The sequence below is a fragment of the Halanaerobium saccharolyticum genome (genome assembly GCF_003053565.1).
GTDB lineage: Bacteria > Bacillota > Halanaerobiia > Halanaerobiales > Halanaerobiaceae > Halanaerobium > Halanaerobium saccharolyticum_B.
Window position 1 is genome coordinate 173,056 of record NZ_QAXS01000001.1, and the last position, 24,554, is coordinate 197,609.

21 protein-coding genes are annotated in these 24,554 nt (G+C 40.7%); 19 read left to right on the forward strand and 2 right to left on the reverse strand.

Annotated features, from left to right (window positions below; translation table 11 throughout):
• Nucleotides 1–12: 12 nt before the first annotated feature.
• From C8C76_RS00815 to C8C76_RS00835, 5 genes are all read left to right on the forward strand, one after another.
• Entirely contained in the window at nt 13–1,113 is a 1,101-nt protein-coding gene (locus C8C76_RS00815; RefSeq protein WP_108137715.1) for an LptF/LptG family permease, read from the forward strand.
• An 8-nt stretch (nt 1,114–1,121) separates the two neighbouring features.
• A complete protein-coding gene (locus tag C8C76_RS00820; protein WP_108137717.1) occupies nt 1,122–2,432 on the forward strand; it encodes a DUF3084 domain-containing protein in 1,311 nt (436 codons plus the stop codon).
• Nucleotides 2,425–2,838 (forward strand): Holliday junction resolvase RuvX, encoded by a 414-nt coding sequence (gene ruvX, locus C8C76_RS00825; protein WP_258222392.1) that lies wholly within the window; start codon nt 2,425–2,427, stop codon nt 2,836–2,838. The genes C8C76_RS00820 and ruvX overlap by 8 nt, the downstream gene beginning before the upstream one ends.
• A gap of 368 nt (nt 2,839–3,206) precedes the next feature.
• Nucleotides 3,207–4,919 carry an S-layer homology domain-containing protein gene (locus C8C76_RS00830; RefSeq protein ID WP_258222397.1) on the forward strand — a complete coding sequence of 571 codons (1,713 nt, stop codon included), beginning with the start codon at nt 3,207–3,209 and terminating at the stop codon, nt 4,917–4,919.
• A gap of 109 nt (nt 4,920–5,028) precedes the next feature.
• A complete protein-coding gene (locus tag C8C76_RS00835) occupies nt 5,029–5,709 on the forward strand; it encodes an outer membrane protein (RefSeq protein ID WP_146161846.1) in 681 nt (226 codons plus the stop codon).
• Nucleotides 5,710–5,786: 77 nt separating this feature from the next.
• Here C8C76_RS00835 and C8C76_RS00840 read toward each other — a convergent pair whose 3' ends face one another.
• Nucleotides 5,787–6,479, reverse strand: a complete 693-nt coding sequence (locus C8C76_RS00840; protein WP_108137722.1) for a cytochrome c biogenesis CcdA family protein — start codon at nt 6,477–6,479, stop codon at nt 5,787–5,789.
• Between the two features lie 162 nt (nt 6,480–6,641).
• Here C8C76_RS00840 and C8C76_RS00845 point away from each other — a divergent pair, with 162 nt between their 5' ends.
• From C8C76_RS00845 to galU, 7 genes are all read left to right on the forward strand, one after another.
• On the forward strand, nt 6,642–7,634 hold the full coding sequence (locus tag C8C76_RS00845) for a hypothetical protein (protein ID WP_108137723.1): 993 nt from the start codon (nt 6,642–6,644) through the stop codon (nt 7,632–7,634).
• Nucleotides 7,635–7,650: 16 nt separating this feature from the next.
• Nucleotides 7,651–8,583, forward strand: coding sequence for a hypothetical protein (locus C8C76_RS00850; RefSeq protein WP_108137725.1), 933 nt, complete (start codon nt 7,651–7,653; stop codon nt 8,581–8,583).
• A gap of 84 nt (nt 8,584–8,667) precedes the next feature.
• Nucleotides 8,668–10,443 carry an LPS-assembly protein LptD gene (locus C8C76_RS00855; RefSeq protein WP_258222393.1) on the forward strand — a complete coding sequence of 592 codons (1,776 nt, stop codon included), beginning with the start codon at nt 8,668–8,670 and terminating at the stop codon, nt 10,441–10,443.
• Nucleotides 10,444–10,560: 117 nt separating this feature from the next.
• Nucleotides 10,561–11,262: a hypothetical protein gene (locus C8C76_RS00860; RefSeq protein ID WP_258222394.1), complete on the forward strand. Its 702-nt coding sequence runs from the start codon at nt 10,561–10,563 to the stop codon at nt 11,260–11,262.
• Between the two features lie 111 nt (nt 11,263–11,373).
• Nucleotides 11,374–13,119 (forward strand): phospho-sugar mutase, encoded by a 1,746-nt coding sequence (locus C8C76_RS00865; RefSeq protein ID WP_108137729.1) that lies wholly within the window; start codon nt 11,374–11,376, stop codon nt 13,117–13,119.
• A 129-nt stretch (nt 13,120–13,248) separates the two neighbouring features.
• A complete protein-coding gene (locus C8C76_RS00870) occupies nt 13,249–15,141 on the forward strand; it encodes a patatin-like phospholipase family protein (protein WP_108137731.1) in 1,893 nt (630 codons plus the stop codon).
• 93 nt (nt 15,142–15,234) lie between these two features.
• The gene (galU, locus tag C8C76_RS00875) at nt 15,235–16,104 is read left to right on the forward strand and encodes a UTP--glucose-1-phosphate uridylyltransferase GalU (protein ID WP_108137733.1); all 870 of its coding nucleotides are present in this window, start codon (nt 15,235–15,237) and stop codon (nt 16,102–16,104) included.
• 6 nt (nt 16,105–16,110) lie between these two features.
• Here galU and C8C76_RS00880 read toward each other — a convergent pair whose 3' ends face one another.
• Nucleotides 16,111–17,748: a radical SAM protein gene (locus C8C76_RS00880; protein WP_108137735.1), complete on the reverse strand. Its 1,638-nt coding sequence runs from the start codon at nt 17,746–17,748 to the stop codon at nt 16,111–16,113.
• A gap of 269 nt (nt 17,749–18,017) precedes the next feature.
• Here C8C76_RS00880 and C8C76_RS00885 point away from each other — a divergent pair, with 269 nt between their 5' ends.
• The 7 genes from C8C76_RS00885 (at nt 18,018) to hpf (ending at nt 24,545) form a co-directional block, all read left to right on the forward strand.
• Entirely contained in the window at nt 18,018–20,195 is a 2,178-nt protein-coding gene (locus C8C76_RS00885) for a phosphodiester glycosidase family protein (protein ID WP_375135225.1), read from the forward strand.
• Between the two features lie 60 nt (nt 20,196–20,255).
• Nucleotides 20,256–20,786, forward strand: a complete 531-nt coding sequence (locus C8C76_RS00890; RefSeq protein ID WP_108137739.1) for a hypothetical protein — start codon at nt 20,256–20,258, stop codon at nt 20,784–20,786.
• Nucleotides 20,787–20,795: 9 nt separating this feature from the next.
• Complete coding sequence (locus C8C76_RS00895; protein ID WP_108137741.1) at nt 20,796–21,806, forward strand: bifunctional heptose 7-phosphate kinase/heptose 1-phosphate adenyltransferase; 1,011 nt, start codon at nt 20,796–20,798, stop codon at nt 21,804–21,806.
• The gene (gene rfaE2 / locus C8C76_RS00900; protein ID WP_108137743.1) at nt 21,796–22,281 is read left to right on the forward strand and encodes a D-glycero-beta-D-manno-heptose 1-phosphate adenylyltransferase; all 486 of its coding nucleotides are present in this window, start codon (nt 21,796–21,798) and stop codon (nt 22,279–22,281) included. The genes C8C76_RS00895 and rfaE2 overlap by 11 nt, the downstream gene beginning before the upstream one ends.
• 126 nt (nt 22,282–22,407) lie before the next feature.
• Nucleotides 22,408–23,034 carry an RNA polymerase sporulation sigma factor SigH gene (gene sigH, locus C8C76_RS00905; protein WP_108137745.1) on the forward strand — a complete coding sequence of 209 codons (627 nt, stop codon included), beginning with the start codon at nt 22,408–22,410 and terminating at the stop codon, nt 23,032–23,034.
• Nucleotides 23,035–23,036: 2 nt separating this feature from the next.
• Nucleotides 23,037–23,783, forward strand: coding sequence for a ComF family protein (locus C8C76_RS00910; RefSeq protein WP_108137747.1), 747 nt, complete (start codon nt 23,037–23,039; stop codon nt 23,781–23,783).
• A gap of 177 nt (nt 23,784–23,960) precedes the next feature.
• A complete protein-coding gene (hpf, locus tag C8C76_RS00915) occupies nt 23,961–24,545 on the forward strand; it encodes a ribosome hibernation-promoting factor, HPF/YfiA family (protein WP_108137749.1) in 585 nt (194 codons plus the stop codon).
• Nucleotides 24,546–24,554: the final 9 nt, after the last annotated feature.

The following is a 24,554-nucleotide window of genomic DNA, read 5'->3' on the forward strand; positions in this document are numbered from 1 at the left end:
GGTGCATCTTTTTTGAAAACAATTAACAAATATATTTATAAAGAATTGATTGCGCCTTTTTTCTTTGGTGTAGCAGCTTTTACCGGTATTTTTATCGGGACCGATTTGATTTTTGAGCTGACAGAATTTTATACACAGTGGGGAGTTGATGTTTTAACTCTAATCAGGCTTTTCTTTTTAATGCTGCCTGAGATTATTGTTCTAACTTTTCCCATGGCCTCTCTTTTGGGAACAATTATGGCCTATAACCGCCTTTCAGGTGACAGCGAAATTACGGCCATGAGGGCCGGAGGAGTCAGCATTCTTTCTCTAGTTTTGCCGGCTTTGATTATGGGGCTTGTTACCAGTGGAGTCACAATTGCTATCACTGAATTTCTGGTTCCGAATGCCAATTATCAGGCAGAACAGATTATGTATCAGGCCCGTCACGGTGAACAGCGGCCGGAAACTCAGTATGACCTCTTTTTAACCCCGATGGACAGCAGTACCCGTCGGCCTGATTATATGCTTTATGCTCACAGTTTTAATGGTGAGAGTGGAATGATGGAAGATGTGGTTGTTCAAAGTTTTGAGGACGGCAGCCCGGACAGTGTACTGGAGGCTGAGAGAGCCGAATGGCTTAGTGATGGCTGGCATTTCTATAATGGTACGGTTTACTTTCTGAACCGGGATAACCGACAGCCGGCGCTTGAGTTCAGCACCTACCGCTCCCGGGAGGAGATTCATTCTCCGACTCAGGCTGGAAAGCTGGGTAAGGGTGTAGATGAGATGAATATCAGGGAGTTAAATGAGCATATTGCCCTCAAAGAAGAACAGGGAAGAGCAGCCTACAAAGAGCGGGTTGCCCTGCACCACCGTTTTTCTATTCCGCTGGCCAGCTTTATTTTTGCCCTGCTGGCAGCACCTCTGGGGATTAAACCTCAGCGCTCAGCCGGTTCGGCAACCGGATTTGGAATCAGTATTATTATTATTTTTATCTATTATATTTTAATGACAGTCGGAGATGCTCTCGGCAGCCAGGGCACAATTCAGCCCTGGCTTGGAGCCTGGCTGCAGAATATAGTTATTTTTGTGGTTGGAATTGGACTCTTGATTAAGACAGCCAGACAGTAATTAAGGAGGTGGAGATCATTAACGCATTTGTTATCATTGGAGCAGTAGTAATTTTAAGTGGTTTAATAGCCTATATCGGTGATCGAATCGGAATGAAAATGGGTAAAAAGCGGGTCTCATTATTTGGTCTCCGCCCCCGTTATTCTTCGATTATTATTACCATTGTAACTGGAATTTTAATCGCCGTCCTTTCTGTAACAATTCTGCTGGCAGTTTATTCTGAGCTGAGGCAGGCATTATTTAATATTAATGATGTGCTGACCAGGCTCGAATATTTAAACGAAGAGCTGGAAAATCGAGACCAGGAGCTGGCAGAGAGGGATCAGGAACTTGAAGCCAGGGACCAGGAACTTTCCAGTCTGCAGCAGGAAATCGAAGCTCGAGAAGAAGAAATTACAGAAAAAGAGGCTGAAATTGAGGCCCGGGAAGAGGAGATCGCCAAACGCGATCAGGAAATAGCAGAGGTAGAAAGTGAACTGGAAGAACTAACTCAAAATAGAGATCAGCTGCAGGGCCGGGTTGATGACTTAAGTGCTCAAAGGGAAGAACTGGAATCCCAGGTAAGTGAACTGGAAAACCAGATTGCTGAACTAGAAGCTGACTATGATGAGCTGCGCGAAGTAGCTAATCAGCTGCAGGCCGGTGTGATTTATTACATGGGTGAAGATATGGTCTATCAAAAAGGAGATATAGTTTATTCTGATACTCTGGAAGGTGGCCGCAGTGAGCAGGAGACAATTTCTGCTTTAAATAGATACCTGCAGGCAGCCAACCAGGTGGCCCGCGAAAAAGAGATCGAAGTTAATGAGGAAACAGGGATGGCCCTTCGGCTGCAGACAGAGGATATTTTAAATGCTGCCCGGATAATCTATAATATGGAGCCCGGCAGTAGGGTCATTGTTTCGCTGGTAGCCAGAGTTAATGTGCCTAAAAATGACTGGCTCTATGCCAATTTCCAGCTCTATGAAGACTTTAAAGTCTTTGAGCAGGGACAGTTAATCAGCAGTCGCGAAATAAGTGCTGAACAGAGCAGTGATGAAATTGAGACCGAATTAGAAGCACTACTGCAGGATATTAACGAAAAGGCAATTAACCAGGGACTCTTACCTGATAATTCCGGTCAGGTGGGAAGTATTAACTTCAGCCAGTTTTATGATCTGGTCAACAAAGTTCGCTCAGCCAGCGGTAGAGTTAAGGTCAGCATCTATGCAGATACAGATATCTGGCGTGAAGATAGATTAAGTGACAATCTAAAATTTGAACTGGAAGAACTAACTGCCCAGGAAGCTGGGAGCGGGGAGGAAGATAATAATGAGTGATTTACTTGCTCTTGATCCCGGCCGGGATAAAGTCGGGGCAGCAGTTCTTTCTTTTAAAAGTGCAGAAAAAGAAAAGACAATTATTAAAAAAGATGAGCTAATAGATCATTTAGAGGAGATTTTCAATCACTATCAGGTAAGAGAAATTGTCATCGGAGATGGAACCGGGGCTGAAGAGGTTAAAAAAATGGTTGAGAACACTTTTCCTGAGCTCAAAATCAGCCTGGTTGCAGAAGAATTTACAACCGAAGAGGCTCAGGCCCGATATTTAAAGGAAAAACCGATGTCCAACTACGAAAAGCTGCTGCGAAAAATAGTCAGCTGGAAGGTCAAAAAACCACTGGATGACTATGCAGCTCTAATAATTGGTGAAAAATATCTAAAAAAGCTTGACAAAAACAAATAATACCATTACAATGATGTTTGAGGATAAAGAAGTAAATTAAATTTGACTTTTCAGCTCTAAAGCTGTTATAATTTAATTTGCAATACAAAAGTTTAATCAAGCTTATAAACTCGACGCTAAAATGCGGCGGAAAGGAGGTGCCCCCGAAGCTGCGGAGTGGTAGAGTTATAAGGGTTCTAAGATACTTATCAAAGATCTTTTGGACAGATGAAGAGGAAACTAGGTAACTCGCTCGGATGTCCTCTATGATTGCATAAGTTATTAGAACTTATATATCGAAAGAAAAAGAAAGATAACAATCAAGGGGGATTTTAATAATGAAAAAACTTACAATTACAATTGCTTTACTGTTAGTCGTAGCATTAGCTATGCCTGCATTTGGTCAGTCATTCTCTGACGTACCAAGTGATCACTGGGCATATGATGCAATTAACAAACTGGTTGCTGCTGGTATCGTCGAAGGTTATCCTGATGGCGAATACAAAGGTGACCAAAACATGACTCGTTACGAAATGGCTGTTATGGTTAGCCGCGCATTAGACAACATTGTTGCTGAGCAAGAAGCTCTAGCTGACGAAGTTGACGCTATGGGCGAAGGTCTAACTACAGGTCAGGCTGAAGACGTAACTGCTATCGTTAAGTCCTTAATGGAAAAGAACACTTCTGATAGCTTAAGCGATGCTCAAGCTGAAGAAGTAGCAGATATCGTTGATGCTTTAACATTCGAATTACGCGCTGAGCTTAAAGTATTAGGTGCAGACGTAGATGCTTTAGGTAAAGACGTTGCAGATTTAGAAGCTAAGGTAGACGGTCTTGACATCCCAGAAGATAACATCGAATGGGCTGCAACAGTAGATACAGTTGCTGAGGCTGGTAATTATACAGGTTCTGGTGTAGATTTAATTCCTGGTGACGAAATATCTGAACAAGACTTCTATCAGGAAGCAGGAATTAGTCTTTCCGGTAGTGTTGCTAATGCTGATTACAACTTAGATTTAGTAACATTATTTAATGGATTTGAAGATTTCAGTACTACAGATGACAATAGCTTTGCATTAGATTCAGCTTTATTAGAAGTTGCTTATAACGGTGTAAACGTTAAGTTAGGTGACCTGAATGAATATGCTGTAGAAACATATTTTGTAAATGAAGAAGATGTTGAAGGTATGGAAATGACAGCTAATTATCAGGGTTATCATGTAAAAACAATTGTTACTTCTTTAGATGCTGACACAATGTATGGTATTACAGCTGGTAGAGAATTTGACATTGCTGATGTAACTGGTAAAGTATATCATGCTAGAAATAATGGTGCACTGCATACTATGATTGCTGGTGAGGTTACTGACTTTGCTCTAACAGAAGAAGTTGTCATGGGTGCTGAGGTAGTTTATGATAATGAAACTGAAGGTATTTATGTAACTGCTGATGGTGAAGTAACAGCTGTAGAAGCATTGACACTAAAGCCATTTGTTAACTATGCTAATGAAGACTTTGTACCATATATGGGCGACTTAGATGATGAATTTGGTGATGGTACACAAGTAGTTCAGGCTGGTGTAAATGCTGATTATGTATTAAATGAAGATAATACACTTCATGGTGGATTCACATTTACAGATAATGATGCTGCTGAAAATAAAATGGTAGCAAGTGGTGGAATCACCAATACTTATGGTGACTTTACTAATAATGCTAATGTAGAATATACTATGAATGATGAATATACTGCAGATCAGGAAAAAATCTTAGTTGAAGCAGATACTGCTTTTGCTTTAGATGCAAAAACTGATTTAACTGCAAATGTTAGTTATGAAACTGCTGATCATATTGCTGATACTACAGTATTTGGTGTTGGTGCAGACTATGCATGGGATGATTCTCTTGTATTAGGTGCTGCTTACACTTATAAAAATGTAGATGAAGGTATGAATTATAGTTTTGTTAAAGCTACAGCAGATAAAACTCTAACTGAAAATATCAGTTGGAATACTGAAGTTAACTACATTACAGGTGAAGATGCTGACGCTGTTGAAGGCGAAGGTAATGGCGTAAAAACAGCATTATCAGTAAGCTTCTAAATATAGTTTAAATATAATATAGAATCTAAACAACCCGGGGGATTTATCCCTCGGGTTTTCTATGTTTGCAGGAAAAAAATACTATTTATTAAAAGGAGAGAAATTTGATATGAAAAATAAAATTGCAGTATTAATCATAACAGCACTTTTTCTTATAGTTACAGCTGGAGCTGCTTCAGCAGCAGATTGGGAAATGACAGGAGATTTTTCAGTTGTTGGAGTTGAACTTGATGCCTGGAACCAGCAGATAGATACTTTAAATGCTGGAGTTAAAGAGTATGCTGAAGGATATAATTTTGATTATGAAACAATGGAGAATATTGACAAAGTACCTGCCTGGAAATTAGGGGCTGAAAATAGAATTAATGATAATTATACTATTAAGGCTGGCTATGAATATATTCCTGGTGAGATCAGCTACAGTGTAGAAGATGGCAATGATACTAATGGATCAATAGCTGTTCAGTTAAACGGTTTTACCGGTGGAGTTGATTACCATTTAAATCAGAACTGGACTGTGGGAGCAGGGATTGGTTTCTATAATGGTACAAAGGAAACAACTCATGAAGGGACTATTGCTCAGCAGAGAGGTCTTGAAGATACAGAAGATGATCTAGATGGAACAGGCTACAGAGCTGGTGTTGGTTATGAGCGCAGCTTTAACGAGAGTTTAGATTTTAATTTAGATCTAAACTATTTCTATATGGAATTAGATGATGAGGATGAGGAAATTCCAACTCAGTACAGTAATGGAATGGAAGTTGCTGGTGGACTAACTTATAGTTTCTAATTAAATTAAATAAATAAAAAAATCATGATTCCCTGCATTTATAATGGGAATCATGATTTTTTATATTATATAAAGTTTTAAAGCAGCATTCTATTTAAAACTTCCAGATAACCGCTGACCATTAAAATTCCAAAGATAATTAAGAGTATTCCTGTCACCTTATTTACTACCGGTAAATATTTATTAAAAGCTCTTAACTTCGGCAGCAGATAATCCATAAAAATTGCTGAGAGGAAGAAGGGAACTGATAGACCAATTGAGTAAAATAAAAGTAATGCCCCGCCTCCCATAATATCAGCCCTGGTGCTGGCTGCAATCAAAATTGAACTTAAGATGGGTCCTATACATGGTGTCCAGCCTAAAGCTAAAACTAAGCCCATTACAAAGGCTCTCAGGTTACCCTGCAGATAGTCAGGTAGCTCAAATTTCTTTTCCCGGTAAAAATAACTTATCTCAAAGATCCCGGTTAGATGAAGTCCAAAAATTATAATAATAATTCCACCAATATTAGTCAGGAGATTCTGATTTCTAATTAAAAATTTGCCTAAAAAAGTGGCTGATAAACCGAGCAGAATAAAAATAATCGTAAAACCGGCAATAAAGCTGAGTGAAGAAATAACTATTGAGATATTTTTGTTCTTTTCTTTTGCTTTAGCATAATCACCAACCAGATAGGAAAGATAGGTTGGGATCAGTGGTAATATACAGGGAGAAAAGAATGATAAAAGCCCTGCCGAAAGTGCTGCAATCAAGCCAATGTCTGCTGTCATCTAATCACCTCTCATTTATTTTCTTAATTAAATTATATAACACTATATCCAAATAGACAAATATAAGAAACTGGAAAATTAAAGTTTTTCTTATCTGGATTATTCGGCCTGGATCTGTTATAATTAAACTGTGTAATAAAAAAAGAAAGGAGGCAGGGAAAGATGAAGAAAATATTAATATTTACTGCCATTATTTTATTAATCTTTAGTTTTAATATTTACGCTCAGGATGCAGATACTACCAATACTGATTCTGAAACAGAAGATCTAGAAAGTCTGGACCTGTCTCAGGAGAAATCTTTTTCCGAATCTGCCAGAGAGGAACTGCTGGGTATTGCTTCCCAGTATGAGAGTTCAACTGATATCGATGATATTGAAATAGATAACAGCAGCTTTAACCTGACTGGAAATGGAAGCCAGCAAAATCCCGGTTTACAGCTTTTATCTGATCTTAATTTAAATACAGATTATAATCAGCAGATTATTGACGATGAGATTATCAGTGAAACTCAGCTTAAACTTGAATATGCAATTAATTCCCGCGCCTTAATTCGAGCCGGTTATAGTCTGGCTAATCATGAATGGTGGGAATTGCAGGCTGTAAATCCAACAGCTTCGGATTTAGAATCAGGTCAAAACACAGCCATAAATACTGATAATATACTTTTAACTCCAGAGGGCTCCAATAGAGTCTATCGAGAAGAGCAGGAAAGCAGGCGCAGCCTTGGGCTGGCTTATCAGACCAGTGATCGCTTTACAGTTTCTGCTGACTTTATAGAAAATAATAATCTGGATAGTTTTAACAATAATTCTGATTTGAATGCTGATTCAACAGTCTTTGGGCTGGAGTATAATGATCCGATGGGAACTATTAGAGCCAGCTATCAGATTGATTTGAATGATGAGCTGACTCAGCGAATAACTGGGGTGGAGCTTGATTTTAATAATCTGGCTACCTTTAGTGCTTCCTATAAGCTGCTCAATCCAGAAGACCTGGAGTCAACTTTGAGGTCACAGACTGCCTGGGATTTAGGGCTGGGAGTAACCTTTGATGAAAATTATGGTTTAAACCTTGGTTATGAATTAATAGAAGATGATGAAAATGAAGAAGAAAGTGAAAGAAATATTAGTGCTTCTTTCGAAATAAATTTTTAAGGATGGTGCAGTAAACTTGTCATTATATATAAAAAAGATTACAGTACTGCTTATAGTATTTTCAGTTATCATAACACCACTGATGCCCTATTCTCAGCTTCAGGCTGCAGGGATTATTCCCCTCGATGGTCTGGCTGAGGCGGAAAAACTTTTATATGGTTCAGTACCTGATAAGCCGATTTTAGAGCGGGTAAGTGATGTTGAACAGAGTTTATATCAAAAAAGACAGCCGGGATCGATTGTAGAAAGAACCGAAAAAATAATTGCTGATCTTTTTGAAACAACAGAAAAATCACCTTCTCTGCTTTTTCTCTTCAACACAGTCGAATGGGCTGTCAGTGGCGAAATTGGCAGAGCCAGTCTGCTGGAGAGAATCAGCAATTTAGAAAAGATGGTAAGTGGAGAAGTTAACGAAGGTGCACTTCAGGAACGAATCAAAGAACTGCATCAGCTGACAATCAGCGGTAAAGAGATGCCGGTCCAGCTGGTAAAAAGCAGTGATGACCAGCTGATTCGAATCGAGCTGCTGGAAGAAATTAATTCTAAAACCGCCAGCAGGGGCGAAAAAGTAGCCTATCAGGTTAAGGAAGATTTAAAGATCGAAGATGTTTTAATTATTCCTGCTGGAACCACCGGTGAGCTTGAGGTTACCGAGATTAAAGAAGCTGGAAAAATGGGCCAGGATGGCGATATTAAAATTGGCTTCCCCAAATTGACTGCAATTGACGGCAGTTCCCTGGAAGTCGCAATCGAAGCAGAGGCCCGGGAAGAAAATGAATCACAGAAGCTGGCCATTGGAGCCAGTGTGCTGGGAACAGCTCTGCTTGGGCTGCCAGGAGTGGTTGTCGGTTATTTTGTTGAAGGTGAGGATGAAAGAATTCCTGCCGGATCTGAATTATATATTCAGCTGATTGAAGAAAAAGAAATTAGAGGTATAGTTTTAGAGTAGATCTAACCTGCCGCCTGGCGGGTTTTTTCATATCTTTTTATGAAAATGAAAATAAGAGTGGAGATTTGCAAAGGAGTTTCTATTTTGCTGAAAAAAAATGATTACTTTTTTCAACTAACTGAATATAAAAGCTGTTTTTTGCTTGTTTTGGCCCTGCTTTTTTTATTATCTCTGCCAGCTGCTGCGGCAGATTATGTGGTCCAGGGTGAGGAAATAACCTTTATTGAGGAGTCGGGTCTGGTGATTTTCGAGGGCTCACCAGTTTTTAAATCAGCTAATTTTACTGTCCGGGCTGATAAATTTGAGCTGGATACTAAAAACAAAGAGCTGAAAGCCTTTAATAAAGTTGTGATCGAATCAGATAAGGACGATCTCCGGGGAGAGAGCCTGGAGTATAATTATCAAACAGAAAAAGGGAGCCTTTATGGGGCTGACGGCAGCCTGGGAGAGATTTATTTTTCCGGCTCCCGACTTGATATTCTTTCAGCTTCGCCAATTGAAGGAGTTATGCAGTCGGCGGAATTCACCCCCTGCAGCCGGCCTGAAGCTCACTACCACTTTAAGGCTCAGGAAGTCCGGATTAATCCTGATAATACAATCACCATTCATCATATAGTACCCTACATAGCAAATATACCTGTTTTTTATCTTCCTTATTACTCTGTGACCTATGATCCAGAAGGTGAGGCAGGAGAAGAATTGAGCAATACCTTTCCGCTGCCTGAGCTTGGTTATGACACTGAAAGAGGAGCTACAGTGGAATTTTCCTACCCCTACCAGATCGGCGAGCAGAACAGTGGTAAGATTTATTACTGGCGGGCTGGCTCCGGTGAGGAGCGGGATGAGCGTCGAGAATATCTTAATCTGCACCGCTTTACAGATAATTTAAGTTTTAAAAACCGCTATTATTATCTTTATGAATATGACTTAGAAGAGGAAGAATTAGAAACTGAGGAGAAGGAATTTGAAAGTTCTCTGCTTTATCAACCTGGAAACTTAAGACTGGAGACTGGATTGATCAGAGATCTGCTGCCAGAAGAGCCGGTCAACAGATATTTTCTTGATGCAGGTTACAGCTTTGATAGCGGCTTAAAGCTTGGGCTTTTCAAAGAATATGATCCAGAGCTGGAAGAAGTTGTAGAAACTGTTCATACAGCCTCCTACCGCTTTCAGAACGGAATTAACGCTTCTCTGAGGCGGGAATATGACAGCAAGGAGCTGATCAAAGAAAAGTACAGTATCAGCCACAGTGAGACAGCTGTAAACTGGAATCTTAAATATGTAGATGGAGAAGACTATAATTATTATCCCTACCTTGACCTCTCATTTCCTTCCTTTTACTCTTTTAAAGCTGCGTTTGGCACCGGCAGGGTAGAAAATGGGGGAGTGGAGTTAAATAAACAGAGGCTTAATTTAGATTATAATAACAGCTGGCAGCTGCCGGGCGGTTTTTCCTATCATTTAAGCCACAATTATCGGCTGGACCACTATCAGAGTGGTTATGATCAGAAATATCATTTTTCAGTTTTAAATACTGGCCTCCGCTACCGCAAGCAATTAAATACAAAATTCCTGCTGCAGGCCGGGCTCTTTTACAAAGAAGATTCAGTTTATGGGGAGTCTCCGCTGCCGGATGACAGAGAGGAAGAGGAGCGGCTGCTTAAGCCTTCACTTTCCCTCGATCTTAAAGGTGATTACCCGGATTCAGCCTGGGCCATCGAAAGTGACGGCAGTTATGATCTGGATACAGAAGAATGGGAGGAAATTAATCTCCGCCTCAGGAAAAAAGAAGACTGTTTTGATTTCTTTGTTGGTTATGAATTTATCGATCAGAGCATTAATTTTGGCCTCTCCCTTTAAATTAAAATATTGATTAGGAACCCTGTCCAGCCAATGGATGAGGTTTTGAATATTTTTTCACAAAGATGCAGGAATTTTTCTTTTTATCGTGAAAGGTAAAGAAAAAGGGTGATTTTTGTGAAAAAGAACACAATAACTATTTTTGCTCTACTGCTTAACTTAATACTGATCTTTTCAATTTTTTGCGGTCTTTTTACTGTCCCGGCAGCAGCCAGAAACTATCAGCCGGAAATTAGCGGTAGTTTTGAAAGTGGAGATAAGCTCTATACTGACCCCGGTATTCTGGAAGAGGATGAGGAAGATACAGTTGATTATTACCAGTATGATAAGCAGTGGCTGCGCTATAAACAGCAGCTTGCCCCCGGAGAATATTATTATCTAAAGGGACAGCGGCAGCAGCGGATTTATGAACACAGCCAGACCTATGATAATTTAAATTTAGAGTTGGAGGGTAATTACACCTTTTATTTAACTGAAAGACTGCGTAATAGATTTAAGCTGCTGCTTCGGGATAAAGATTATCTGGAATCAGAGACCAAAGACTATCAGCTGGCCCGACTGCAGTACACCCTGCAGTTTGATTTCAGTGAAAAACATGATTACGAAATTTTAGTACAGAAGCAGTGGACAGAATATGAGCTCAGTCCTGAAAATGATTACCGGCTGAACCGACTTTCTCTAAAATGGGGCTGGAATTTTAGCGAGAATCTGGATCTAGACACGAGACTGCAGTTTGATCAGCAGTTAAATAATCAAAAGTCTGGGAGGACTGATAAAAGCGGCCGCAAGCTTTCTTTGCATTTTAAATATAAACTCTAATTTTTCTTAATTCTTTAAAAACTTTATAATAAAAATTATTTGTGATATAATATTTTCAATGAGTAGAACAAATAATTTTAGATCGTTTATCAACAAAGGAGTTGATCAATTTTGAGTTATATGTCCAGATATCGCGATTGGCTTTTAAGTGATTATTTTGATGCGGAAACTAAAGAAGAACTGGAAGCCATTCAGGATGATGAAGCAGAAATTGAAGATCGTTTTTATAAAAATATTGAATTTGGTACAGGTGGCATGAGAGGGAAAATGGGGGCCGGAACCAACAGAATTAACAAATATGTGATCCGGAAAGCCACTCAGGGACTGGCCAATTATATAATTAACTACAGTGATGATGGTCAGGAAAAAGGTGTTGTAATTGCCTATGACTCTCGACATAATTCACCAGAGTTTTCACTGGAAGCAGCACTTGTGCTCGCTGCCAATGGAATCAAAACATATTTATTTACCGGAATGAGAGCGACTCCGGAACTTTCTTATGCAGTTAGAGAGTTAAATGCAATTGGCGGTATAGTAGTAACGGCCAGCCATAATCCATCAGAATATAATGGTTATAAGGTCTACTGGGAAGATGGGGGACAGGTAGTGCCTGAGCAGGCAAGAGATATTATCGCCGAGATTGAAGAGATAGATGACTTTTCTATTGTCAAAACTATAGATGAGATGGAGGCAGTCAATCAGGGCTTATTAAATTATATTGGAGCCGAAATTGATGATAGTTATCAAAAAACTTTAATGGATATTTTACCCGATACAGATCTAGCAGCAGAGAAGGGCAGTGATTTATCAGTAGTTTATACTCCTTTACATGGAACAGGAAGTACTGTAGTTCCAAAACTTCTCAGTAATTTAGGATTTTCTAATCTGCATGTTGTCGAAGAACAGGCAGATGGGGATTCTGACTTTTCTACTGTAGAAAGTCCAAATCCTGAAGATAGAGAAGCTTTTGATATGGCCTTGAAGCTAGCTGAGAAAAAAGATGCTGAGCTAATTCTGGCAACTGATCCTGACTGTGACCGAATGGCACCCGTGGTCAGAGCTGAGGACGGCAGCTATCAGTTTTTAAATGGTAATGAAACTGGAGTTTTATTTGCCGACTTTCTTTTAAGAGAAGCTAAAGCTGCAGGTACTCTTCCGGATAATGGTGCAATTATTAAATCAATTGTTTCGACAGATATGGTGTTAGGTATTGCTGCTGATTACGGAGTAGAAGTGCTTGATGTGCTGACAGGATTCAAGTTTATTGGGGAAAAGATTACAGAGTTTGAAGCATCAGGGGAAAAAGAATTTATTCTTGGTTTTGAAGAAAGCCTTGGTTATTTAATTGGAAAACATGCTCGTGATAAAGATGCAGCAGTTGCAGCCGGTCTGGCAGCAATTATGGCTCTTAAGTATAAGGAAGAAGGAGTAAATCTGCTGGACCGTCTGGCAGAGCTGAGAGAAGAATATGGTTATTATCTGGAAGATTTAGAATCAATTCGCCTGGAAGGTAAAGAAGGCCAGGAAGTGATTACTAAAACAATAGCCAGCCTCAGAGAAGAAAGTCCGAAAAAAATTGCCGGCCGCAGAGTAAAAGTGGTTAAGGATTATAAACTTTCTACAAGCCGTTATCTCGATGAGGACCGGGAAGAAGAAATTAAGCTTCCTAAATCAAATGTACTCCAGTATCTGCTGGAGGGGGATGCTAAACTGACTATCAGACCTTCCGGAACCGAGCCCAAACTTAAATTCTATTTTGCTGTTCGCGAAAAAGATCAGGCAGCAGCAGAAAAGGAACTGGCAGATTTTAAGGAAAAGCTAATGGCTGAAGTTGAGGAGATAATGGACAGCTTCTAAAGTCATCGGTAGAATAAACTGGTAGATTAAGAGACGCTTATAAAAAAATAGAGGCAGATAAAAAATAAAAAGGGAGGCTCTGCCTCCCTTTACTGTATTATTCGGCTTTTTAAGAATAGAGGTGTTAGCATGAAAAAATCTTTTTTTATTCTTATTTTAGTTATTATTTTCACCACTGCTTTTTCCGGCCTTCTTCTGGCTGAAGCGGAGCCAGACTCTGCAGCCGGCGAAGATCAGCTGACAGAGGAAAATCAGCTGACAGAGGTGGAGTTTGACGGAGAAAGTTACCTGGTGGAAAATTATCAGCAGTTTAAAGACAAAATTGATGCCAGAAAAGAACCAGCTGTGGGGCTTGCCCTTTCAGGTGGTGGGGCTCGAGCAATTGCTAATCTCGGAATCATCAAAGCCCTGGTAGAAAATAATATACCTATTGATTTAATGACAGGTACCAGTATGGGCTCAATTATTGCAACTCTTTATGGAAGCGGCCTTTCGCTGGAGCAGATTGAAGAAATTGTAACTGATACTCCCTTTACCCGTCTTTTTAATTTTGGCAGAGGAGCTCTGCTGAACAGTAAAAAGGTAAATACTTTTATGGAAGCAGTTGGTCCCCAAAAAAGGCTGGAAGAATTTTTGATCCCAACAGCTCAGCTCAGTTTTGATCTGGCAGCAGGCAAAAAATACCTGGCCACAGAGGGCAGAATTTCCGAAGTCCTGCAGGCTTCCTATTCAATTCCCGGGTATTTTCCGATCCATACTCAAGAAGATCACTATTTTATGGATGCCGGGGTGCTGGAGTCATCTCCTGCAAAATCAGCTTCACTGCTGGGAGCAGATTTCATCATAGCTACTGACACACCTCAGAATGAAGGGCAGTATGATTCTGGAGGAGCCTTTCAATCAGCAACCCGTTTTATAGAAATTATTCAGAATCAGTATTCAGGTCAGATTTTGGACCGCTATGCTGATTTTGTAATCACGGCTGATGTGGAAAATTATACCTTTATGGATTTTAATTATGCCAGCAGGCTGGTGGATATTGGTTATCAGCAGACAATAAAAAGAATGCCCCGCTTAAAAGAAGAGCTGAAAAAAGCAGGAATACCGCTGCGCCAGCCTGCAGCCAGAGAGACCTATGATCTCGATAATATTCTGCGTGACCTGGAATTTGACCGACTGGTTGTCGAAGAGAGAGGAATAAGTCCTTTGATTTATTATGGGAGAGATTTTTCACCCTTCAGTCAGGATTTAATTCGCAGTCCACTGGATGATTTTCAGGTTGGGGCTGAGATCTACTACAACAGTCTGCGCTTGTCTGTGCTGGGGGCAGAAAGCTGGGAGGATGCCTATTCGGCAGCCCTGCGGGTCAAGAAATTAACTGACGGCTTTGATTTCTACTTAAAATATAGAAACGATTATGATTCAGCCACCAAAAATGACTATGAGGCTGAGCTTAAATATTTCGGCAGGCGCTTTAACCTGTCAGCCGGCTACGGCAGGCGGCAGGGTCATGAATATTTGCTTTTTGGCAATGACTTCCGTTATCTCGGCAGAAGTTTTCAGTGGCAGTCCGAAAATGACCTCTTTTTAAACCAGAGTCAAGGAGACTTTGATGTTCTGAGCTCAAACCTGATTAATTATGACTTTACTGAGGCCTGGAGCATCGGTACCGAAGTTATCTATAACAGCAGTGAGTATGTAGAGTCTCCACTGATTTACAGGGGACAGAAGCTGGACAGCAATACCCATCTGCAGGCTTCTTTAAACTTTAATTATAACTATAATCTGCAGCTGCCGATGGAACTATTAAGTTTTCTGCAGCTGACTGATATTGGTGGCTATCTTTTTGTTGATTTCTACAGTGATCATGACTGGACAGAGGAAGGACTGGCAGTTGGACCGGCCTTTAATTCCCGCCTCTATCTGCTGGGTTTAAAGCCGATAGAAGTTGATTTATTTGTGGCTCATGATTTTGAAATTCAGGATCAGCGCTATGGACTCCAGTTTTCCTACAGTTTTTAACATTTATATTATTTAATGTTATAATATTAATGATAGAAATATTGTTTAAGCAAAGCATTTAACGCAAGCTAAAAATTATTGGGGAGTGGTAAAATGAAGATTAAAAAAGCAGTAATTCCGGCAGCCGGCTGGGGAACCAGGTTATTACCGGCAACCAAGGCTCAGCCGAAGGAGATGCTGCCCATTGTAGATAAACCATCTATTCAGTATATAGTTGAGGAGGCTGTTGCAGCAGGGATTGAAGATATTTTAATTATAACTTCTAAAGACAAGCAGAGTATTGAAGATCACTTTGATAAGTCCCAGGCTCTGGAAGCAGCCTTAAAAAAGCAGGGTAAAACTGAACTTTTAAATATGGTAGAGGATATTTCGGAAATGATCACCATTCATTCTGTTAGGCAGAAGGAGCAGAAAGGGCTCGGGCATGCGATTTTATGTGCCAAAACCTTTGTTGGTGATGATCCCTTTGCTGTTTTACTGGGTGATGACATAATTCACTCTGAAAAACCTGTTATTCAGCAGATGATGGAGGTTTACGAGGAAAAGGAAACTGCTGTTCTTGGCTGTAAGACAGTGGCCGAAAAGGATGTCAGCAAATATGGAATAGTCGATTACAGCCGTAAAGATGGAGCTGTTTATAAGGTTGATGATATGATCGAAAAACCTTCAGTTGAGGAAGCACCTTCCAACCTGGCTATTTTAGGCCGTTATATTATTACACCGGATATTTTTAATATTTTAGAAAATACTGCTCCAGGTAAGGGTGGAGAAATTCAGCTGACTGATGCCTTAAAAACCCTGCTTGATAAGCGGGTTGTTTATGGTTATGATTTTGAAGGCAGACGCTATGATGTCGGCAACAAGATGGGTTTTTTAAAGACCACAGTTGAGCTGGCCCTGGCCAGAGAAGACCTGGGCCCTGAATTTAAAGAGTATTTAAAGGAGCTGACAGCAGATTTTTAGTCAGGTTTAGAACTTAAAAAACTGAGAAAGAGTTTTCTGATCAAAGTCTGGTCCCAGCAGAGCAGCCAGTTCTTTTCTCGTTGCTGGTTTTTCCAGAATCAGTCGGGAAGCTCTTTTACTGCCTATTCCCGGGATGGCCTCCAGCTCTTTTTTACTGTAGTCGCTGAATTTTTTTGGCCACTTGAGGGCAGTAATTGAGCGGTAACCGTGGTCAACGACTTTTGCCTGTTCAAAGAAGTCGTCTTTTTGATCGATGACCGCAGTTAGAATCGGATAGGTTCCCAGCTGCCGACAGTAATTGAGGCTGCCCTTTTTCTTTTCTGAGTAGAGGTCAGTTAAAATAACTCCGGCCGGGAATACTTTTTTCAGCATCTGCTGGTTAATTTCTCGGTTAATTTTTTCCTTATATTTTTTAAATTCACCCTGGGAGTATTTGACCTCAGGGTAGCTGCCCAGACGGACAACCTGTCTGATATTGATTCTTCTGAGCATTAAATCATCGGCCAGCAGTCTTTTTAGAAATTGATAGTTATAGTCCAGAGTTTTTCTGCTTTCACCGATCAGGCCGTGGAGAAAGTTGAGACCTGGCAGCAGTTTGGGGATTCCATTTTCTCTTCTGCCGCCGATTTCGTTCATTAATTTAATGGCAAAATAGTTATCTTCACTGCTGCTGTCAATATTATTTTTCTTTAAAACTTCCGGATCAGCAGACTCAAGGCCGAATGCTGCTGTATCACCGGCGGTGTTGTATTTGCTGATGATTTCAATGATTTCAGCTGCTTTTTTTGGGTGCCGGGCAATCTCTGCCGGATTCATATTATCCATATGCAGTACCTTAAGTTTAGGATCAGCACCGCGGATTCCCCGGTAGAGCTCTCTGATTTGAGCTGGTTTTAAAATAAAGCTCCTGTCTTTAAGCTCGGCACCATATAAGAGGAGATCAGTCTGACTGCCGAGACGGTAGTGGTGGATTCCCTCTGCAGCCAGGGCCTTAACCTCAGCTGCAATACTTTCAGGACTGCGGCTGTAGCTTATTTTCTTTAAACGCTCACTGCAGAAAGCGCAGTGGCTGAGGCGGGGGCAGCCCCGAAAAGTTTCCAGCTCGGCAATGATTTTTGGATAATTGGGATGTCTTTTCAGCAGGCGGCTGCCGCTTAAGGCAAATTTATTGATATATTTTTCAGTTTCAGCGGGCTCAATTTCTATCTGCTCGAGCCTTTTAAAAATATCGACTGCAGCAATTTCTGAAGCTAAGATATCAAAGTCATTTTCAAATTTATCTTTCATCTTTTCAATTAAAGTTATTGGACCACCTAAAACTTTGGTCGGGTAAAAAACTTTTTCGCCAATTTCTTTGATCTCTGCTGCGGTGGCTGGCTGACCGCCCAGATAATGTCCGGGGACTGTGGTCCCGGCAATCATGATCACAATATCTTCTGCTTCCATTTTTTTGAGTTCTTTTTCTTTATTTTCTCTCAGGCTGTCAATTGTCAGATAGCTGAGCTTATCTTCACTGACTCCTGCTTCCAGCAGTGCTCCCCAGAGATAGCGGACATGGGGAGAAACATAGGGTGGAACCCCGAGACAGGAGGGCTCGTCAAGATAACCATCGATAACAGTAATATTTAAGTTAGAGTTTTTCATAATTATTTCCTTTCCTGGTTGTTAAATTGTTGTTTTAAGCTCTTAAAAAGAGTTTGAAAGAGCATTTTGATTTCGCTTAATTTATCTTATTCAGTAATATTTATCAGTTTCTGTGCCTTTATTATAACATAAAGCTCAATTAGAGGAAAAATACCGAAATTTAATCAAATTTTAAGCAGGATTTGAGGCTTTGAGATTAAATATATATAAGTAGGGTAAAAAGATTGAAAGGACGATTATTATAATTAAACGGATTATTATAAATGGAGATGAAAATTGTGATTAAACTGAAATCATTTACTTTAAAAATTATTGCTTTTGTGCTGGTTTTTCTGACTCTGGCAGTGGTACCGGTTTCGGCAGAATATTATCAGTCCGGACTTGTTGATTTTATTCAGTCCAAACAGCAGATAACAGTCCCCATTTTTTCGCCAACAGCTGAGATCAGACTGCAGGCTGAAGGGGATGCAGTTTTGACGGCTGCTGGAGCTGAGGATTTCAGACTGGAAGCGGGAAAAGAATATTACATAACTCAGGGAGAGGTTGAGCTTAAGCAAACTGAGCTGAAAAGCGGCTGGGGAGTTCAGATAATGGCCAGCTCTTCAGTGGAAAATGCCCATGAGTTTAAAAACCAGGTAAAAATAGATTTTGAAGAACAGATTATCGTCAAAGAGGAAGAGGAATTATTTAAGGTCCTTGCCGGTGCTTTTTCAGAGCGCGCTGGGGCTGAGAAATTTCAGCAGCAGCTGCAGGAAGCAGGTTTTAACGGCTGGGTGAGGGAGATTGAGCTTCAGAACCAGCTGTCTGAATCGGAAGGAACAGCTGCTGAAAATCAGCCAGCAGCTCAGTCAGCTAATCAGGAAATTGGAGAAGGACTTAATTTTTACAGTGCTGAAGGTGAGAAAATTAGAGAGGCTCATGTCTTTAAAATCAGGGGAGAATTTGAAGCCCAGGATAAAAAAATGCAGGGAGAGTTTCAATTTGGACCGCTTGGCAGTTCAGTTTTATTCAGCTACAAAACAGAGCTGGAGGAGCTGACAGCCTACCTGCTGCAGAGCACCTTTAATGCCGGGGCGCCTGAGGAAGCACTTAAGGCTCAGGCTGTGCTCTACAGAACTTCACTGCTTTACCAGCTGGAGACCCAGGGGGCAAGGCTGGAAAACTTAAGCAATCTAAACTTTGGCCGCCTGAGTCCTGTATTTAAAGAGGCTGCGGCAGCAACCAGTGGACAGGTGCTGGTTAGAAATAATGAATTTTATTATAACAGTGATTTTTCTCTAAAAAATCTCAGCAGACCCCGGGCAGGAATTGTTCCCCTGGCCCAGGCTGATTATGATTATCAGGAAATTATAAATTATTATTATGATCGGGCAGAAATGGCAGAGCTGAATGAGCTGATAGATAGTGAGCTCAAATTTACTGCCAGAATTAATAGAGGTTTACATTTTAAAGAAATCAGACAGATGAGCTGGTCTGGTCCGCGCGTAATTACAGTTGTTGATTATGATCTTTCGGTTGAAGAGTTGAACTTAAAACCGGTGCTGGCCCAGGGGGTTGTACCGGGAAGAGAAGATCTGGGTGATATTATCCGCAGTCATTCTGCTCTGGCAGGAGTTAACGGCGGCTATTTTCACTACAGCGGCAGACCACTCGGCCTGCTCTATCTGGATGGAGTGCTGGTCAGTGAGCCGCTTTATCAGCGGACCGCACTGCTGATTGATCAGGATAAAGGTCTTTCTTTTTCTCAGGTAGACTGGGAAGGAGAATTTGAAGTTGCTGAGCTTGCTGAAAGCTTTAAAGTAAATGGAGTTAATAGATCGGCCGGAGCTCAGGAGGCTGTAGTCTATAATAGTTATTATGGCGGCGAGATGCCGGCTTTAGCAGAGGGTTATTATGATATAGTAGTCCGCTCAGGTGAGATTCTGGGTACCGAGACTGAGGCGGGAATCAAGACTCCGATTCCACCAGATGGTTATGTGCTGCGGGTTGGCGCTGAGAAAAATGAACTGATCAATATGATTCCGGAACTTAAAGACAAAAGGGCAGAGTTTAAAAATAAATTTTCACCTGAGCTGAAGGAAAAAGATATACTCTATGCTGTTGGCGGAGGCCCGCGGCTTTTAGCAGATGGAGAAATTAAGATTACAGGTGAGGAAGAAAAATTTCAGCCTGACATTTTAAACGGCAGGGCTCCAAGAACTGCTCTCGGCTTAACTTCAGACAACCACCTGCTGATGCTGACTATTGACGGCAGACAGGAGAAACTAAGTATTGGGATGAGTCTGGAAGAAACAGCTCAAATCTTAAAGGAACTGGGTGCGGTTGAGGCAATGAACCTTGATGGCGGCGCTTCAGCCAGGATGGTAATTAGAGGTTTTACGATGAACAGCCCCAGTGCTGACCGCTTAATTTCTAATGGAGTAATAATTGATCAGGAAGATGAATAAGCTGATTTTAAATCTTGCTTTATCTAATATATAATATAAATACAGTAGAGGAGAGATAGAATGACTAAAAAAATAATGATCCTAATGATTACAGCAGTTATGCTGATGAGCATTTTTTCAGCTGCCGCTACAGCAGCCGAGCTGCAGTCGGTAAATTATCTGATTTCAGGTGATTCAATGGAGATAGATACTCTGCAGTTAGAACCAAAGTTCAGCCTCAACGGCGGCCATCAGGGAAAGCTCAACCTGGCTTTTGATGGTGATGGTTTTCATATTGGAGCAGATGTTGGTCTAAATATGATCGCTCAGCAGGAGTTTAGAATGGATCTGCACCTGATGATTACAGATCAGGTTGATAACGAGAGTTTTGGTAAAGGTGTTGGTATTTCAGCTACTACTTTAAACTCAGATTTGAATTTTTTCTGGCAGACCTACTATTTTGTTGATGATGATTTAACAGACCACAGTTATTATCGAGGTGGAGCCAGATATAATATTGGTCCCCGCAGTGATTTTGAGCTGAGTATCGGTAATCAGTACTGGGATCTCAGCAATAGAGTTATTAATTTTGGACTCAACTTTAAGATGTAGGGGGCAGTCATGGACAATTACAGTTCGGAAGAATTAATTAAATATATAGAAAAATTTAAAGAAAAAAGAATTATGGTGCTGGGAGATTTAATCGCAGATAGATTTATTATTGCTGACCCGGAGCGTCTTTCCCGGGAGGCACCTGTTTTGATTTTAAAACACCAGCAGGAAAAAGTCCTTCCCGGTGGTGGGGCCAATGCGGCTGCCAACATTGCCAGTCTGGGAGCAGAAGTTGATCTGCTGGGAGTTGTTGGAGACGATCTGGCTGCAGAAGCTCTGAAGCAAGAGCTAGCACAGCGTCAGATTTTGACGGCAGGTGTTTTTAAAGACCAGAGCCGTCCAACGGCTGAGAAAACAAGAATCCTGGCCGGGGGAGAACAGATTGTCCGCCAGCAGGTGGTCCGGGTTGATAAGGTTAAAAGTTTTGACATCAGTCCCGAGCTCCAGCAGAAGTTAACTTCTTACCTTAAGGAAAATATAGCTGCCAGTGATGCAGTTTTATTTTCTGATTATGGAAATGGAATCTTTAATCAGAACAGTACAGCTCAATTTGTGGAAGCCGCTGATGCTGCCGGAAAAAATTCGGCTGTGGACAGCCGCTACCAGCTGGACCAGTTTAAGGGAGCTGTAATTGCAACTCCCAATCTGGAAGAGGCCTCTGCTATTTACGGGGAGGATTTAAAGACTCAGGCCGAAGTAGAAAAAGCCGGTCTTAAAATGAGAAAAGAACTTGAATTAAAATATTTGCTGATAACTCAGGGTGGAGATGGGATGACCCTTTTTGCGCCCGGAGATAAAATAGACCATATTACTGCTGCTAATTTTTCCGAAGTTTTTGATGTAACAGGTGCTGGAGATACGGTAGTCGGAACTCTGATCCTGGCACTGGCAGCAGAGGCACCGGTAGAGATTGCAATTAGAATTGCCAATTATGCTGCCGGGATTGTTGTTCGTAAAAGTGGTGTTGCTTCAGTTACAGCCTCAGAATTAATCAGGGAAGTGAATAAAAATGACAGCTAAGATAATGGAACTGGATGCTTTAAAAAAAGAAATTAAGGCCAGAAAAGAGGCGGGAGAATTAATAGTTTTTACCAATGGCTGTTTTGATATCCTGCATGTTGGTCATATTCGTTATTTAAAAAAGGCTGCTTCTCTGGGGGATAAGCTGGTGCTGGCAGTAAATAGTGACAGCTCAGTTAAAAAACTTAAAGGCAAAAAACGCCCCTTTGTGCCGGAAGCTGAAAGACTGGAAATGCTGGCTGCACTGGAAATGGTTGATTATTTAATACTTTTTTCAGAAGCCGATGCTAAAAAATTGCTGGAAGAGATCAAACCACAGATTTATGTTAAGGGTGGCGATTACAGAATTGAAGATCTTCCTGAGGCGGAAACAGTCTACAGCTATGGCGGCAAAATAGTTCTGATTACTGAAGTCAAAGGAAAGTCAACAACAAATTTAATCAAAAAGATAAGGCAGAGTAAAGATGAAAAATAGTCAACTGCAAATTCTTATTCTGCTGACCCTCTTACTATTAGGAGTGACGATGCTGGAACTGGGAATTTCATTTCAGGATTTGATGAGTTTTTGAGGGAAACTGAGACCAGGATGGGAGGGATATTCTTGTTTAAAGAGAAGGAAGAAGAAGAGATCATAGAGATGGCCCAGGCTGGAAACGATTTTGCAATAGAATATCTAATAGATCAAAATATGGATATTGTCTATGCTAAGGCCAGATTCTTTTTTATCAAAGGTCTGGACCGTGATGATGTGATTCAGGAGGGGCGGGTTGGCCTGTATAAGGCAATTCGGGATTTTAAGGAAGATAAAGGTGCTTCTTTTAGAGGCTTTTCTCAGCTCTGTGTACACAGACAGCTGGTATCTGCCATCAAAAAAGCAAACAGACAGAAACACATGCCTTTAAATACCTCTGCTTCACTGGATAAAAGTCTGGACTATGGAAATGAAACAGGAAGAACTTTTAATGAAATTTTACCTGATGAAGGGGAAAACCTGGAGAAAAAATTTATCTGTCAGGAAACTCTAACAACTATTATAGATGAGCTTTCAGAAGAACTAACAGATCTCGAATGGAATGTATTCATGCTCTATTTAGACAGTAAGTCCTATCAGGAAATATCTGATGACCTCGATATTAATGTCAAAACAGTTGATAATGCACTGCAGAGGGCCAGAAAAAAGATAGATGATCTGCGGGAGCACTACAACTTAAAAGGAGTTGTTAATTAAAATTGAGAGTACTGGATGTTTTAAAAGATTTAGTTTATCCCGAAAAGCCGGTCTGCCTGGCCTGTGGACGGAGATATGATCACTCAGAAATTGAGGGGATCTGTGACCGCTGTCTGGTACGGTTTTCTTTTATCACCGAGGCCTGTCCGGTATGTGGAAGGGAGGTTGTCCCGGCAACACTGATCGAGGGACAGCCCTGTCCGGAATGCAAAAATGAAAGGCCGCCCTATAATTTTGCCCGCAGTGTTTTCACCTATTCGGGTTATGCACGGGAAGTGCTTTTGGAATATAAATACGGCCACCGCCCGGATCTGGCTGAGCCATTTTCACAAATGTTATTTCTTTATTATGATGAATATTTTAAAGACAGGGAGATCGACTATTTAATTCCAGTACCAATGCACGGGGACCGCAAAACCTACCGCGGTTATAATCAGGCGGCAAGGCTGGCCAAAGAGCTTTCTAAAAAAGTAAAGGTCGAGTACAAAGATGTGCTTTATCGAGTTAAAAATTCGCTGCCGCTCTATACCTTAACCAAAAAAGCCAGAAAACTTGAGCTGGAAGGAGCCTTTGAGCTGAAAGAAAAGGTTGATCCATCTATTTTTAAAGATAAAAACATTTTAATCATTGATGACATCATTACAACCGGTACAACTTCTTCGGAGATTTCTCACTTTGTGCTTAAAGAAATGGGAGCCCAAAATGTCTATGTGCTGACAGCTGCTTCAGTACCTGTCAAGTTAGACTAAAAATTTCCGGGAAGAATGGCTTTAAGAAGCAGGAGAGCGGTTGAGCAGATTAAAATTATATTAAGATTTTTAATAATTAATTTTTTAAGCAGGAATTAATTTCACTTTGTAGAATAATATAATATACAGAGAAAAGTAAAATATAATAATAATAGCTGTATGAGAGGAGTGAGCTTCATGAAAATTATGACCTATGGTAAAAACATTGATGTTACCCCGGCTCTAAAGAAGCACGCAGAGGAGAAGGTAGAGAAGCTGGAGAAGTATTTCAATGGAGAACCGATGGAAGTTCAGATCTCCATGGAAGTTGAAAAAGAAAGACATATTGTCGAAGTTACAGCCTTTGTTAAGGGTTTAATCCTCAGAGGTGAGGAAGCTTCCGGTGATATGTATGCTTCTATCGATGGTGTAATGGATAAACTTGAGCGTCAGGTTAGAAAATATAAAACTAAGATTCACGATAGATACATTGAGAAAAAACAGGAATACAAAGAAGAATACAAGGAAAAGCGCAAAGAACAGGTTTTAAATCATCAGCTCGGTAATGATGAGGAAAATATCGATACTGATGTATTTGAACCTCAGGTGGTCAGAACCAAGCGCTTCCCAATGAAGCCGATGAATGTAGAAGAGGCCTGTATGCAGATGGACCTCCTGGATCACGACTTCTTTGTTTTCCACAATGCTGATACAGAAGAAACAAATGTGGTTTACAAGCGTAAGGATGGAAATTACGGTCTGATTGAGCCGACATTTGGTTAAGATAAGGAT

Excerpts from the sequence above, each read along its gene's own strand:
- C8C76_RS00845 (WP_108137723.1), top strand. The coding sequence starts at position 6,642 with ATGAAGAAAATATTAATATTTACTGCCATTATTTTATTAATCTTTAGT.
- C8C76_RS00830 (WP_258222397.1), top strand. The coding sequence starts at position 3,207 with ATGCCTGCATTTGGTCAGTCATTCTCTGACGTACCAAGTGATCACTGG.
- C8C76_RS00895 (WP_108137741.1), top strand. The coding sequence starts at position 20,796 with ATGGACAATTACAGTTCGGAAGAATTAATTAAATATATAGAAAAATTT.
- galU (WP_108137733.1), top strand. The coding sequence starts at position 15,235 with ATGAAGATTAAAAAAGCAGTAATTCCGGCAGCCGGCTGGGGAACCAGG.
- C8C76_RS00890 (WP_108137739.1), top strand. The coding sequence starts at position 20,256 with ATGACTAAAAAAATAATGATCCTAATGATTACAGCAGTTATGCTGATG.
- hpf (WP_108137749.1), top strand. The coding sequence starts at position 23,961 with ATGAAAATTATGACCTATGGTAAAAACATTGATGTTACCCCGGCTCTA.
- C8C76_RS00880 (WP_108137735.1), bottom strand. The coding sequence starts at position 17,748 with ATGAAAAACTCTAACTTAAATATTACTGTTATCGATGGTTATCTTGAC.
- ruvX (WP_258222392.1), top strand. The coding sequence starts at position 2,425 with ATGAGTGATTTACTTGCTCTTGATCCCGGCCGGGATAAAGTCGGGGCA.
- C8C76_RS00840 (WP_108137722.1), bottom strand. The coding sequence starts at position 6,479 with ATGACAGCAGACATTGGCTTGATTGCAGCACTTTCGGCAGGGCTTTTA.
- C8C76_RS00870 (WP_108137731.1), top strand. The coding sequence starts at position 13,249 with ATGAAAAAATCTTTTTTTATTCTTATTTTAGTTATTATTTTCACCACT.
- rfaE2 (WP_108137743.1), top strand. The coding sequence starts at position 21,796 with ATGACAGCTAAGATAATGGAACTGGATGCTTTAAAAAAAGAAATTAAG.
- C8C76_RS00835 (WP_146161846.1), top strand. The coding sequence starts at position 5,029 with ATGAAAAATAAAATTGCAGTATTAATCATAACAGCACTTTTTCTTATA.
- C8C76_RS00885 (WP_375135225.1), top strand. The coding sequence starts at position 18,018 with ATGAAAATTGTGATTAAACTGAAATCATTTACTTTAAAAATTATTGCT.